Consider the following 14,172-nt stretch of genomic DNA (forward strand, 5'->3'; position numbering starts at 1 on the left):
TAACTTGAAGTATGACGAGTACAGTTATCTACACGGGCGAATCGGCGGAGCGGCACGATGACAATAATAGTAGGCATCGACCCCGGTTCGCGCGTGACGGGTTATGGCATTATCCGTCAGCAGGGACGTCATCTGACGTATCTCGGCAGCGGCTGTATCCGTACCGTGGTGGATGATATGCCCACGCGGCTTAAACTGATATACGCGGGTGTCAGTGAAATCATTACGCAATTTCGTCCAGATTGTATGGCGATTGAGCAGGTGTTCATGGCGAAAAACCCAGACTCAGCCTTGAAGCTGGGGCAGGCGCGCGGTGTGGCTATCGTCGCGGGCGTGAATCAGGAACTGCCCGTGTTTGAGTACGCGGCGCGGTTGGTGAAACAAACCGTGGTCGGAACGGGCGCGGCGGATAAAAAGCAGGTGCAGCATATGGTTCGCTCACTGCTGAAACTGTCAGCCAGTCCGCAGGCGGATGCCGCCGACGCGCTGGCGATTGCCATTACTCACTGCCACTTTAACCAGAGCCTGCTGCGAACCGCGGCGGTGAAAGTGAACCCGCTGGCAGGAAGACTGCGCTGAAACAGGGGGCTGGATATTCATCCAGCCTTTTTTATGTTATATACTCGTCATACTTCAAGCCATTCTTTCCCTACGTAAAAGGAAGTGCAACGTGATAGGTCGTCTCAGAGGCATTATTCTGGAAAAACAGCCGCCGCAGGTGCTGATAGAAGCTAACGGCGTGGGTTACGAAGTCCATATGCCGATGACGTGCTTTTACGAACTCCCTGAACTCAATCAGGAAGCGATCATCTTTACCCATTTTGTTGTCCGCGAAGATGCGCAACTGCTGTTCGGTTTTAATGATAAGCAGGAGAGGGCGCTATTCCGTGAGCTGATTAAAGTGAATGGCGTCGGGCCGAAGCTGGCACTGGCGATCCTCTCTGGGATGTCCGCGACGCAATTTGTCAGTGCGGTTGAGCGCGAAGAAATTGGCGCGTTGATTAAACTGCCAGGCGTTGGTAAGAAAACGGCGGAAAGATTAGTTGTTGAAATGAAGGATCGCTTCAAAGGCTTGAGCGGCGATCTGTTCAATCCGGTCAGCGATATTCCGCTGGCATCGCCCGCTGCCGCAGACAGCCGTGTGAGCGATCCAGAAACAGAAGCCGCAGCAGCACTGGTTGCGCTGGGCTATAAACCACAGGAAGCCAGCCGCATGATTTCCAAGATTGCGCGTCCCGATGCTGACTGTGAAACTCTGATCAGGGATGCACTGCGCGCGGCGCTGTGAGGTATTCATGATAGAAGCCGATCGTTTAATTTCCGCTGACGCCGTTCCCGAAGAAGAATTTCTCGACCGCGCGATGCGACCTAAGCTGCTGACCGAATATGTAGGGCAGCCGCAAGTGCGCGAGCAGATGGAAATTTTTATCCAGGCTGCGCGCAAACGTGGGGATGCGCTGGATCATCTGCTCATTTTTGGTCCTCCTGGTCTGGGGAAAACGACGCTGGCGAACATCGTTGCTAACGAGATGGGCGTGAATATGCGCACGACGTCGGGCCCGGTGCTGGAAAAAGCCGGCGACCTCGCCGCACTGCTGACCAATCTCGAACCGCATGATGTGCTGTTCATCGATGAAATCCATCGCTTGTCACCCGTGGTGGAAGAAGTGCTGTATCCGGCGATGGAAGATTATCAGTTGGATATCATGATCGGTGAAGGGCCTGCTGCCCGCTCAATTAAACTCGATCTTCCTCCTTTCACGTTGATTGGCGCAACGACGCGTGCGGGGTCGTTAACCTCGCCGCTGCGTGATCGCTTTGGTATTGTGCAGCGTTTGGAATTTTATAATGTGGCGGATTTACAGTATATCGTGGGTCGCAGCGCACAGTGTTTAGGGCTGGATCTGACCTCCGAGGGTGCGCTTGAAGTGGCGCGGCGCGCGCGGGGGACGCCGCGTATTGCTAACCGACTATTGCGACGGGTGCGCGATTTCTCCGAAGTTAAATCGGAAGGGGCGATTACCGGAACAGTGGCGACGCAGGCGCTGGATATGCTGGCGGTGGATACCGAAGGGTTTGACTACATGGATCGTAAGCTGCTGTTGGCGATCATCGATAAATTCATGGGCGGCCCGGTTGGGCTGGATAATTTAGCGGCAGCGATTGGCGAAGAGCGCGAAACCATTGAAGACGTGCTGGAGCCGTTTCTGATTCAGCAAGGGTTCATTCAGCGTACGCCGCGTGGTCGAATGGCGACGCAGCATGCCTATCGTCATTTTGGCTTAACGCGTGAAGAGTTAAGTTAACGTGTGAAAAAACGTATCGCTTAAGAAATGCTCTCCATACTCAGGGAGACCACGCGGTCTCCCTGAATTTATGTGATTAGAACCAGGCTTCCCACATTGCCCCAACGTTGAACGAATCCAACTGCGTGTTGACGCCGGTTGTTGTCCGCGCGGTGTGCTTGTTATCCACTTCACCGCCGGTGACATAGAAGCGCAGCATCGGTCTGAACTCCGGCCCCATGGCGATCGAGACATTCTGGGAAAGCGTCAGTTTCCACCCTTTGTTATCACCTCCCTGACCGTAATCTACATGCTGGTAGCCCGCTTCAAGCCAGGTGGAATGCACATCATTCCAGAAATACATCGGGCGAACGATGGCATTGTAGTTACGACGATCGTCCTGACTGGCTGAGTCATTCGAGTAGTCGTGGTAGGCCAGCAGGTATTCGACCTGCGTTTGCGGCGTGAATTTGTATTTGCCTTCAAAGCTGGCATAGAAGGTTTTCAGGTTGTCGGTTTTGTTGTAAACGCTGTTATCCGCATTGTTCGAATAGCGAGTGATAAACTGATTGAGGCTATTTTTCCCCGTGTGGCTCAGGACCGCGCCGCCTTGCCAGGCTTTCAGACGCGCATCGTTATCTACTGCTTTCGAGTCAAAACCATAGTTTGCGTACAGCGCGAGATCCAACGGCCCCAGCTTGATGCCATGCACTTTGGACGTCAGCGCGTAATTGCCTTTATCACCCGTACCAGAACTGCCAGTACAGCTGATGCGTGAAGGGTTCGCATTATTCGTGATTATTTCAGGGTTACAGGATTCCACGGCCGCGACGGCCGCGACATCGAATTGAATACCGCCGAGATCAAAGTTCTTTATCCCCGCGCCCTGACCGTCATGGTTCATCCAGAAGTAGTCGTTAATACCTTGCTGTGGGCGCTGGTGGAAATCACGTCCGGCCCAGAGATAAGCGTTTGGCTGAGAAGCAAAAAGGTTGGTGACGCCCGCATAGGCTTTTTTCAGGTTAACTTCGTCGCCCCAATGGTCGATCATCACGACGACATCCCAGATTGCGCCGTTGTCACTCTTGAAGGCCTTGGAAAGCTGGAATTCACCGCCATTGCCTTCGTTGCCCAGACGCCCCAGCGCGGAGGCACCATTATAGGAGCCGTCAACCGCAACATATTTCTGGTCGCCGCCCTGGAATTGCGCCCCATAACGCGCATAGCCTGTGAAGTTGATGCCATAAGGTATCGCCATGTCAGGTGTCTTGGGGGCGTCCGGCGTGGTCAGCGGGTCGACCTGTTTACTGGCAATCGCGTCTAATTTTGCCTGACGCTCAGCCAGCGCTTTTTCTACGGCCTGAGCAACGATACGATCTAATTGCTCTTGAGTAATAACGTCTTGTGCGAATGCGGAACCGGAGCAAAGGGCCGCCAGCACCGCCAGTGTAACGGGCAGTTTTTTGGAATTTGTCATCGTCATCTCAATTCGGTAAGTTATTTTCAGACAATAACCATCCCGCTCTGATTGACGTGAATAATGGTACGGCGCTCAGAACAAGGTGATTGTTATTTTTTACAGGTGCAGTTTAATTAAATAACTGACGTAATCGATCCTCCCTATAAGGGTATTAAAATGGACTATTGTCTCTGGTAAAGATGAATAATTTCTTCTGATAATTCGCGGGCAAGCAGTGATGTCATTAAATGGTCTTGGGCATGCACCATAATTAATGTCATCGGCTGTCTGGCTTCTCCCGCATCCTGCTCAATCAGCTGGGTCTGCATATGGTGGGCTTTTCGCGAGTAATCATCGGCTTCCTTCAATAGATTCTTGGCTTCATCAATGTTACCTTTACGCGCGGCGTGTAGCGCCTCAAAACACAGGCTACGCGATTGTCCAGCATTGACGATAATTTCCATTACTGCATCTTCTAATGTAATCATCATATGACCTATTTTTATGTGAACGAATATTCGCAGCATGTATTTTCTATGCCGCGTTCTTGAATGTCGTCTAGGTCGGTGGATGTGAATAATAAAAACACCCGACCCTGAACGCTTTATTTTCTTTCTTCTATTTAATATCTATTACTGTTTTTATTAACCCCATTAATTACTGCTTACTGTTTTCGTCAGTGACAGATCGCCCTGTATTTTTTGTTCCTCAGTTTTCATTAATGTGCGTTCATAAGCCCGCAGGAACGGTAAATACATCAGCGCGGAAAATACCATGCACAGTAGGCACATAATTAGCGGGCTGAAACTCCAGTTTGCAGCCCACGATGCACCAATGGGGGCCGGTGTTGTCCACGGCGTCAACGACACTACCTGCGCCAGCCATCCCATCTTGGTTGCGGTGTAAGCCAGCACGGCGTTAACCATCGGTACGAAGACAAAGGGGAGGAACAGTATTGGGTTCATGATGATGGGCGCGCCGAACATGATCGGCTCGTTGATGTTAAAGAAGCTGGGTACGACACCCATTCTGCCGATGGTGCGCAAGTGCGTGACCTTGCTGCGTAACAGCAGAAATGCCAGCGGTAGCGTCGAACCGACGCCGCCAATCAACAAGTAGTGATCCCAAAAGCCCTGTAAATAGATATGTGGTAAGACTTCGCCGGCTGCCAGCGCGGCCTGATTCACGGCCAGATTGGTCATCCAGAATGGATTCATGATGCCCGTGACAATCAACGAACCGTGGATCCCCGAAAACCAGAAAAGCTGGCACAGCAGCACGGACAGAAGAATGGCAGGCAGCGAGTCTGAGGCAGACACCAGCGGTGCCAGCAGGTGCATAATCGCTTCGGGAATGATCATGCCTGTTTGCGCTTCAATGAAGAGATTGAGCGGATGCAGCGTTGCGACAATCACCAACACGGGAATGAGGATTTCAAACGAGCGGGCGACCCCCGTCGGGACTTCTTTCGGTAAGCGAATAGTAATGTTGTGCTTTTTTAGCGCTGCATAAACTTGGGTGGCATAGATAGACGTCAGTAAGGCGGTGAAGATCCCTTGTCCTGACAGATACTCGGTGGAAAGCTTGTCATCGGCGTAAGGCGCGGCGACAAGCAGGAAAGCCATAAACGCCAGTAGACCGGACATGACGGAATCGAGATTAAGCTGTCGTCCCAGACTGGCACCCACACCCACGGAGATGAAAAAGGTCATGAGCCCCATACTCAGCTCGAAAGGCAGCATCAGCTGTGCGCGATAGGTGATAGAAAAATCGAGCCAGATACGGGCGAATCCGACAGTGGTATCGGCGGAAAAGGGAGGGAAAATAAACACCAGCATAAATGAGCCGATGATCATAAAAGGTAGTGCGGCGGTAAAGCCATCGCGGATAGCGATCACATACTTTTGTTGCCCTAAACGCCCAGCCAGCGGGGTAATCGATTGTTCGATAGCGGCAATGATTGATTGATATACGGAACTCATGTGAACACCTTTTTTCGTGTGTCGCCGTAGCAGCGACAGCTCGTCACCAAGTATGTTATCGCCACGTTGTGCGCCGTAACCCATTGTATCTAAAACTCTTATGGAAATGTCGCGTGTGGCAGTCTTTTATAAACGTGAGCCTATACCTGTTATCTTTCTTCCGCTGCGGACCGCATTTTCCGCCACGCACAATGTAAAAAGTTATTGCTAAGATGATTGGATATCATATGGAAACCGTTTTCCATGTAAAGAAAAGAGAAGTGTGATGACCGTCAAGATGTAATGATTTCTGGCGGTATTAATTAGATTTACATCACATCTTATTGGCAGAAATGCGTATTGGATGTTAAATGGATAATCGGTTTCCATGCTGGATAGAAACGGTTATAATGCGAAGCAACGCAATGCGCGGTTGGTATTCAGGGTTTTGAGTCAGATTTAGCGTTTTCCAGGGGAAAATGATGTCTACAATCAACGATGTATCGCGTTTAGCTGGGGTGTCTAAAGCCACAGTCTCCCGTGTGTTGAGTGGTTCACGCGGCGTAAAGGAAGCAAGCCGCCTTGCGGTGTTAAAAGCGGTTGATGAGCTTAAATATCGGCCGAATGTCATCGCCCAATCGCTGTTAAGTCAATCAACCGGATGTATTGGCGTCATTTGTGCTCAGGACAACATCAACCAGACGACCGGCTACCTTTATGCGCTGGAAAAACACTTTAGCCGACATCAAAAGCATCTCTTGTTGCGTTTTGCCAGCAGCAGGGCTGAAGTGATGAACGTGCTTGATGAGCTGACCAGCGGCCTGTGTGATGACATTTTAATCATTGGCGCGCGTTTTCCGCTGAATCTGGCCGATAAGAACATTATTCTGATTGATTGCATGGAAACGGATACCACGAATAGCCTGCAATTCGATCACGCTTTCGCCATAGAAACTGCGTGTAATTACCTGATTCGACAAGGAAGACGGCAAATTGCGCTGATCAATCCCGCCGCCAGCAGCTCAGCGGATCAGGTGCTTTTAGGGTATAAGCGGGCGCTGGAAAATAACTTCCTACCGTTCAACCGCAACCTGATCTTTATGGATGCATCTTCATCGTCGTCGGTGGCACTGCAAGTGTTGCTTAATAACAGTACGACGCTGAATTTCAATGCGCTTCTGGTGGCGGATGAGCTGGAAGCCAAACGGGTTATTACGCAGCTTCAGGCGTTTAACAAATCCGTGCCAAAAGACATCATGGTATTCAGCCTGGCGGGGTCTCTCGATATTCCGGGCATTCCGGCGATACCGGCCATTGAATATTCGATGGATGCGGTGGCGGCCAGAATCGTGTCTTGGCTTAATGAGAAAACACAGGATGTGCTGGGATCGTATGTCTTGCGGGGTGATTTAATTATTCCAGATATGGCTAACCGGCAATAAACGCTATTCGTACAGCCTTCAAACTATAAAGCCCTTCTGAATCACGTATTCGGAAGGGCTTTTTGCTATTGATTCTCTAGGCGGGTTGTCGCTTAATCAGGCTGACAATAAACAGCAGCGATGCGCACAGCACCACAGACGGCCCAGCGGGCGTATTGTAGCCAGCTGAAAATGCCAAACCGCCCGTTACGGCAATCATTCCTACAATAATCGCGATGCTTGCCATTTGTTCAGGCGTTCGTGCGAAGCGTCTGGCGCTTGCCGCAGGAATAATCAGCAGTGACGTAATGATCAGCGCACCAACAAATTTCATGGCGATACCAATCGTTAACGCGGTGGTCAGCATCAAGAGCAGCTTGGTGCGCTGTAGCTTCACACCATCCACGTGCGCCAGCTCCGGGCTGATCGTCATAGAAAGGAGTGCGCGCCATTGCCAGCAGATAATGGCCACCACAACGATGACACCTGCGGCGATCACCCACAGATCCTCTGTTGTGACAGAGAGCAAATCGCCAAACAGATAAGCCATCAAGTCCACGCGCACGTTATTCATCAGGCTGACGACTACCAATCCAAGCGACAGCGCGCTGTGTGCCATGATGCCGAGTAACGTATCGATAGCCAGATAGGGCCGTCGCTCCAGCCAGACAAGCCCCAACGCCAGAATGAGCGTCACGGCAATAACGGCAGCAAACAGGTTGATGTTCAGCAGCAGGCCGAAGGCGATGCCGAGTAACGACGCGTGCGCCAGCGTGTCGCCGAAGTAAGACATCCGTCGCCAGACGACGAATGAGCCGAGCGGCCCTGCGGCAATCGCCAGCAAAATCCCCGCCAGCCAACCGGGAAACAGCAGTTCTATCATGCGTCGTTTCCACCTTGTCGCTTCAAAATAATACGTCCTTGCAGATCGTGACGATGATTATGATGGTGGCGGTAAATCGCCAATTGCTCCGCGCCACGGTGACCGAACATCGCTAAAAATTCGGGATGAAGGGAAACGACCTCAGGCGTGCCGGAGCAGCAAACATGTTGATTAAGGCACAGGACTTCATCGGTTTTCGCCATTACCAAATGGAGATCGTGTGACACCATCAACACGCCGCAGTGGAATTCCTGCCGCAATTGGTTAATCAGATCGTACAGCGCCAGTTGCCCATTGACGTCGACCCCCTGCGTCGGCTCATCCAGTACCAGTAGTTGGGGCTGGTTGAGCAGCGCGCGCGCCAACAGCACACGTTGGGTTTCGCCACCGGAAAGTTTCTGCATCGGCTGTTCCAGCAGATGAGCCGCCTGAACCCGCTTAAGCGCCGGTAAAATATCCTGCTTTTTTACGCCGGGCCGCAGTTGCATAAAACGGCTGACGGTTAAGGGCAGGGTAGTATCCAGATGCAGCTTTTGCGGAACGTAGCCGATACGCAACGCGGGATCGCGTACCAGCGAACCGGAGGTGGGGGACAGTAGACCCAATACCACGCGCACCAGCGTCGATTTCCCTGCGCCATTCGGCCCGAGCAGCGTCAGAATTCGACCTGCTTGCAAGGTAAGAGAGATATCTGACAGAACTTTTCGGCTGCCAAATGTCACTGAAATATTATTAAGTGATACCAATGTGGACATAGAATTTGGTTTGCATAACTCATGTAACGTTATAATATAACAAACAACACCATAAAAATCGATGGGATCGACTTTCATGCAGCAATCTATTCAGCAAAAAAAATGGTTAAAAAGTGTGTTTGTTGCCAGCGCGCTACTCGCAAGCGGGATGTCAATCAGCGCGGCATCCGCTGCGGTCATTACGTCAATTCGTCCTTTGGGATTCATTGCGTCGGCTATTGCCGATGGCGTGACGCCAACGGAGGTTTTGTTACCTGATGGCGCATCGCCCCACGATTATGCCTTGCGCCCGTCTGATGTCCAGCGTTTACAGTCCGCAGAACTGGTGATTTGGGTTGGGCCGGAAATGGAAGCCTTTCTCGCAAAGCCGTTAGCGAAAGTTTCACCTGAAAAGCAGATTACGCTTTCCGCGCTACCAGCGATTAAATCTGGGTTGGAAAAAGAAGCTGGACACGATCATGAGGATGACCATGACCAGGCGCATGATGACCATGGAAAGGAGCACGATCATAGCCATGCCGCCCATGATGACGGCGACGATGGCCACCATCATGGTGAGTACAATATGCACATTTGGCTGTCGCCGGAGATGACAAAACAGGCGGCAATTGCCATTCATGCAAAATTATTGGAACTTATGCCTCAGAATAAGGACAAACTAGACGCGAATCTGCTTTATTTCACGGATAAAATCGGGCAAGCAGATGAAAAAATTGTTAAGATGCTAGCGCCTGTGCAGGGTAAAGGGTATTTCGTGTTTCATGATGCCTATGGTTATTTTGAGAAACACTATGGGTTAAGCCCCCTGGGTCACTTCACAGTTAACCCCGAAATCCAACCCGGAGCACAGCGTTTACATCAAATACGAACACAGTTGGTTGAGCACAAAGCCGTATGTATTTTTGCTGAACCACAATTCAGACCAGCCGTTATTAATGCTGTTGCCAAGGGAACTGACGTGCGCTCGGGTGTGCTCGATCCATTGGGAAGCACTATTGCACTGGGTAGAGATAGCTATGCCGATTTTTTGTTGCAGCTATCGAACCAGTATGTGAGCTGTCTGGAGGAAAAATCATGAGGATACGAATAAGTGCAGCAGATAGTCCGAACTATCGCTCTGGCGTATAACAGCTTACCTCGACCCCATCGTGTCATGCTGGGGTCGCTTACCGTTGTGACATTGGCCGTTGCCGTTTGGCGGCCTTTTGTTTATCCCCACGTCGATGATGCTCCCGTCATCGTGAAAGATATCGATCTGGAAACCAGCCAACTGCGAACGCTGACACCTGAAGCCAGTGAACCGATAGACCAGCCCTCGCCAGATGACGATATTCCACAGGATGAACTGGATGATAAAGTTGCCGATGAAGGCAGTTCGCACGAGTATGTGGTGTCTACGGGCGATACCTTAAGCAGCATTTTGACGCAGTACGGCATTGATATGGCGGACGTTACCCAACTCGCCGAGCAGAATAAAGATTTGCGTAATCTGAAGATCGGTCAGCAAATCTCATGGACACTGGGCGAAAATGGCGACCTGCAAAGCCTGACCTGGCAGATGTCCCGCCGTGAAACGCGCATTTATGAGCGCGTCGGTGACGATTTCAAAGAACGCATTGAAATGCTGAAAGGCGAGTGGCGCAATAGCGTTCTGAATGGTCGAGTTACGGGCAGTTTTGTCAGCAGTGCGCAAAATGCCGGTTTGACCAGTGCAGAAGTTCGTGACGTCATCAAAGCGCTACAATGGCAACTGGATTTCCGTAAGCTACGCAAGGACGATACGTTTTCTGTTTTGATGTCACGCGAAATACTCGATGGTAAAAGTGAACAGAGTGAGCTGATCGGCGTTCGCTTGAATACCGGAGGCAAAGATTATTACGCGATTCGTGCAGAAGACGGTAAATTCTACGATCGTGAAGGTTCCGGTTTGACGCGTGGCTTTATGCGTTTCCCGACCATGAAACAATTCCGTGTTTCCTCTAACTTTAATCCGCGCCGTTTAAACCCAGTGACAGGGCGTGTTGCACCGCACAAAGGTGTCGATTTTGCTATGCCAGTCGGTACACCGGTTCTGGCCGTTGGTGACGGTGAAGTTGTGATTGCGAAACGCAGTGGCGCGGCCGGTAACTATGTCGTCATCCGCCATGGTCGTCAGTATACGACTCACTTTATGCATTTGAATCGTATATTGGTAAAATCTGGCCAGAAAGTGAAGCGTGGCGATCGTATCGGGTTGTCCGGTAACACCGGTCGTTCTACTGGCCCGCATCTGCACTACGAATTTTGGATCAACCAGCAGGCAGTAAACCCGTTAACGGCTAAACTGCCACGTTCTGAAGGGCTGGCGGGTAAAGAGCGTAGTGATTATCTGGCGCAGGTGAAAGAGGTCGTGCCGCAGCTTAAGTTTGATTAATTCTACTGACTGCATGTTATGCCGGTGGCTTGCTGCCGGCATTTTCATTTATAGAACAAGTGATAGAGCACCGGTTCCTGATTTTTTATTATTGAGCAGACGTGTTTTTGCGTAACTGTTGTCGGTGTTGCTAAACGCCGCGCGGCAATGATGATTATGTTTATTGATTGATCTGAAGAGTTTAGGCATGGAAAAAGAAAAAAAATCGAACGCTGAATTTGTTCCCCAGTTTCAACGCGCCTTTTTTCATCCGCGCTATTGGGGCGTTTGGTTAGGCGTTGGTGTGATGGCGCTCGCTGCCTATGTTCCCGCGCGATTAAGAAATCCGGTGCTGGGTGGGTTAGGGCGTTTTGTTGGGAGAATATCAAAAGGCGCACGCCGCCGTGCCCGCATTAATTTGCTGTATTGCATGCCGGAATTAATGGAAGCACAGCGCGAAGCTATCATCGATGACATGTTTACGACGGCTCCTCAGTCGATGATCATGATGGTGGAAGTGGGAATTCGTAACCCGAAGAAAATCGAAAAATACGTTCGCTGGCATGGCGAAGACATTCTGGATCGCATTAAGGAACAAGAAAAGAACGTGATTTTTCTGGTTCCGCACGGTTGGGGGGTTGATATCCCCGCGATGCTGCTGACCTCACGCGGCCAGCGTATGGCCGCCATGTTTCACAACCAGAAGAATGCGCTGGTGGATTACTGGTGGAATCGGTTACGTCGTCGTTTTGGTGGCCGCATCCATGCGCGTAATGATGGTATTAAACCGTTTATCAGCTCTGTGCGCTCTGGGTGTTGGGGCTATTATCTGCCCGATCAGGATCATGGCGCAGAGCACAGCGAATTCGTTGACTTCTTTGCGACCTATAAGGCAACGCTGCCTGCCGTTGGACGACTGATGAAAGTGTGTCGCGCTGACATCGTGCCGTTGTTCCCAGTATATAACGCTAAAGACGGCTGCCTCGATGTGTTTATTCGCCCGCCGATGGATGACTTGGCGGATGCAGATGACGCATATATTGCACGGCGTATGAATGAAGAAGTGGAAATTCTGGTCAAACCGAATCCTGAGCAGTACACCTGGATTCTGAAACTACTAAAAACCCGCAAGCCGGGTGAAATTGAACCGTACTGTCGGGATGATTTATACCGCGACTAGTCTATACGGTAGATAACAGTGGGCTGATAGGCCGCAGAGATAAAAAAGCCGGACGAGAAATCGTCCGGCTTTTTGCTATTACACTTTTTTGGTCTAACGCTTCGCGCTATCACAACCGTCCGCTCACTCAGCCGCGGACGGTTGTGACAAGGATTATTCCACGCGCAGGATGCGGATCGTGTTGGTGGTGCCCACTGTACCCATGATGTCACCCTGTGTGACGATGACCAGATCCCCAGACATCAGGAATCCTTTATCGCGCAGCAGGATCACTGCATCATTGGCGGCAGCAACGCCGTCCGTGTAGCTGTCGAAATGCACGGGAGTAACGCCACGATACAGTGCGGTCAGGTTTAGCGTGTGCTCATGACGAGACATAGCGAAAATCGGCAGACCGGAACTGATACGGGACATCATCAGGGCGGTACGACCCGATTCCGTCATGGCGATCAGCGCTGTTACCCCTTTCAGGTGGTTGGCGGCGTACATGGAAGACATCGCGATGGATTCTTCGGTGTTATCAAACTGTACGTCAAGGCGGTGCTTGGAAACATTGATGCTTGGGATCTTCTCCGCGCCTAAACACACTTTCGCCATAGCCGCAACGGTTTCAGCCGGATATTGGCCCGCCGCGGTTTCTGCTGACAACATCACGGCATCGGTGCCATCCAACACAGCGTTAGCGACGTCCATCACCTCTGCACGCGTTGGCATCGGGTTGGTGATCATCGATTCCATCATCTGCGTAGCGGTAATGACCGCACGGTTCAACTGACGGGCGCGACGGATCAATTTCTTCTGAATCCCCACCAGCTCTGGGTCGCCGATTTCAACGCCCAGATCGCCCCTCGCCACCATTACCACGTCGGAAGCCAGAATAATGTCATCCATTGCGGCATCTGAACAGACGGCTTCCGCGCGTTCAACTTTTGATACGATCTTGGCGTGACAACCCGCATCACGCGCGAGGCGACGTGCGTAGTTGAGATCTTCACCGGTACGAGGGAAAGAGACGGCCAGATAGTCGACGCCAATTTTTGCGGCAGTAATAATGTCGGCTTTATCTTTTTCCGTCAGGGCTTCGGCAGACAGACCGCCGCCGAGTTTGTTAATGCCTTTATTGTTGGACAGCGGACCGCCAACGGTGACTTCGGTATACACTTTCAGACCTTCAACCTGAAGGACTTTCAACTGCACTCGGCCATCATCCAGTAACAGGATATCGCCCGGTACCACGTCGCTCGGCAAGCCTTTGTAATCGATTCCGACTTTTTCTTTATCGCCTTCGCCTTTCGCTAAGTTGGCATCCAGCAAGAATTTGTCGCCGATATTCAGGAAAATTTTACCTTCTTTGAAGGTAGAAACACGAATTTTGGGACCCTGTAGATCGCCAAGAATGGCAACATGGCGGCCTAATTTAGCCGCAATTTCACGAACTTTGTTGGCACGTAATAGATGATCTTCTGGTGTGCCGTGAGAAAAATTCATGCGTACTACGTTCGCGCCCGCACTGATAATCTTTTCGAGATTATTATCACGGTCGGTAGCGGGCCCCAGGGTGGTGACAATTTTGGTTCTTCTGAGCCGTCTGGACATGTATAACTCCGTTCACTTGTGAAGCTGTAGTGTTGCGATTAAGCGTCGAATAACGGTGTAAAATGTCACTTTACAACAAAACTATTTCACCTGCGTTATCCGAACATTGTGTTGAGTCTGATTATCATACTGTACAGGTAATCCCTGCCATCTTTCCATGCCTGTAGTCTGTGACCATATCAAGATGAAACAGGTTGATGATACCGCTCATTTTTCATTACCCGTCATACTTCAAGTTGC

Annotated in this window: 13 protein-coding genes; 7 read left to right on the forward strand and 6 right to left on the reverse strand. The window is 50.9% G+C overall.

From position 1 onward, the window contains the following. Positions 1 to 57: 57 nt before the first annotated feature. From ruvC to ruvB, 3 genes are all read left to right on the forward strand, one after another. The gene (ruvC, locus tag H0248_RS04935) at positions 58 to 579 is read left to right on the forward strand and encodes a crossover junction endodeoxyribonuclease RuvC (protein ID WP_180784981.1); all 522 of its coding nucleotides are present in this window, start codon (positions 58 to 60) and stop codon (positions 577 to 579) included. 91 nt (positions 580 to 670) lie between these two features. Further along, positions 671 to 1,288: a Holliday junction branch migration protein RuvA gene (gene ruvA / locus H0248_RS04940; protein ID WP_010275892.1), complete on the forward strand. Its 618-nt coding sequence runs from the start codon at positions 671 to 673 to the stop codon at positions 1,286 to 1,288. A 7-nt stretch (positions 1,289 to 1,295) separates the two neighbouring features. Next, positions 1,296 to 2,306, forward strand: coding sequence for a Holliday junction branch migration DNA helicase RuvB (ruvB, locus tag H0248_RS04945; protein ID WP_180784982.1), 1,011 nt, complete (start codon positions 1,296 to 1,298; stop codon positions 2,304 to 2,306). A 76-nt stretch (positions 2,307 to 2,382) separates the two neighbouring features. On the opposite strand, the gene H0248_RS04950 is transcribed toward ruvB, so the two are convergent. The 3 genes from H0248_RS04950 to H0248_RS04960 all read right to left on the reverse strand — a co-directional run bounded on the left by H0248_RS04950 (position 2,383) and on the right by H0248_RS04960 (position 5,726). Beyond that, the gene (locus H0248_RS04950) at positions 2,383 to 3,762 is read right to left on the reverse strand and encodes a carbohydrate porin (RefSeq protein WP_180784983.1); all 1,380 of its coding nucleotides are present in this window, start codon (positions 3,760 to 3,762) and stop codon (positions 2,383 to 2,385) included. A gap of 164 nt (positions 3,763 to 3,926) precedes the next feature. Further along, positions 3,927 to 4,232 (reverse strand): PTS lactose/cellobiose transporter subunit IIA, encoded by a 306-nt coding sequence (locus tag H0248_RS04955; RefSeq protein WP_180785040.1) that lies wholly within the window; start codon positions 4,230 to 4,232, stop codon positions 3,927 to 3,929. Between the two features lie 165 nt (positions 4,233 to 4,397). Continuing rightward, complete coding sequence (locus tag H0248_RS04960) at positions 4,398 to 5,726, reverse strand: PTS sugar transporter subunit IIC (RefSeq protein WP_180784984.1); 1,329 nt, start codon at positions 5,724 to 5,726, stop codon at positions 4,398 to 4,400. A 461-nt stretch (positions 5,727 to 6,187) separates the two neighbouring features. On the opposite strand from H0248_RS04960, the gene H0248_RS04965 reads away from it, so the two are divergent. Then, positions 6,188 to 7,147, forward strand: a complete 960-nt coding sequence (locus H0248_RS04965; RefSeq protein ID WP_180785041.1) for a LacI family DNA-binding transcriptional regulator — start codon at positions 6,188 to 6,190, stop codon at positions 7,145 to 7,147. A gap of 76 nt (positions 7,148 to 7,223) precedes the next feature. Here H0248_RS04965 and znuB read toward each other — a convergent pair whose 3' ends face one another. Together znuB and znuC are read right to left on the reverse strand one after the other, a co-directional pair. Further along, complete coding sequence (znuB, locus tag H0248_RS04970; RefSeq protein WP_180784985.1) at positions 7,224 to 8,009, reverse strand: zinc ABC transporter permease subunit ZnuB; 786 nt, start codon at positions 8,007 to 8,009, stop codon at positions 7,224 to 7,226. Continuing rightward, entirely contained in the window at positions 8,006 to 8,764 is a 759-nt protein-coding gene (znuC, locus tag H0248_RS04975) for a zinc ABC transporter ATP-binding protein ZnuC (protein WP_010275871.1), read from the reverse strand. Before znuC ends, znuB begins: the two co-directional genes overlap by 4 nt. A 76-nt stretch (positions 8,765 to 8,840) precedes the next feature. On the opposite strand from znuC, the gene znuA reads away from it, so the two are divergent. The 3 genes from znuA to lpxM all read left to right on the forward strand — a co-directional run bounded on the left by znuA (position 8,841) and on the right by lpxM (position 12,336). Continuing rightward, the gene (gene znuA / locus H0248_RS04980) at positions 8,841 to 9,842 is read left to right on the forward strand and encodes a zinc ABC transporter substrate-binding protein ZnuA (RefSeq protein WP_180784986.1); all 1,002 of its coding nucleotides are present in this window, start codon (positions 8,841 to 8,843) and stop codon (positions 9,840 to 9,842) included. 12 nt (positions 9,843 to 9,854) lie between these two features. Next, positions 9,855 to 11,177, forward strand: a complete 1,323-nt coding sequence (gene mepM, locus H0248_RS04985) for a murein DD-endopeptidase MepM (protein ID WP_180784987.1) — start codon at positions 9,855 to 9,857, stop codon at positions 11,175 to 11,177. Between the two features lie 187 nt (positions 11,178 to 11,364). Beyond that, positions 11,365 to 12,336, forward strand: a complete 972-nt coding sequence (gene lpxM, locus H0248_RS04990; RefSeq protein ID WP_180784988.1) for a lauroyl-Kdo(2)-lipid IV(A) myristoyltransferase — start codon at positions 11,365 to 11,367, stop codon at positions 12,334 to 12,336. A gap of 153 nt (positions 12,337 to 12,489) precedes the next feature. Here the strand turns inward: lpxM and pyk are convergent, their stop codons facing one another. Continuing rightward, a complete protein-coding gene (gene pyk / locus H0248_RS04995) occupies positions 12,490 to 13,932 on the reverse strand; it encodes a pyruvate kinase (RefSeq protein WP_014915164.1) in 1,443 nt (480 codons plus the stop codon). Positions 13,933 to 14,172 lie beyond the last annotated feature (240 nt).

It is taken from the genome of Pectobacterium brasiliense (assembly GCF_013449685.1).
Taxonomy (GTDB): Bacteria; Pseudomonadota; Gammaproteobacteria; order Enterobacterales; family Enterobacteriaceae; genus Pectobacterium; species Pectobacterium brasiliense_A.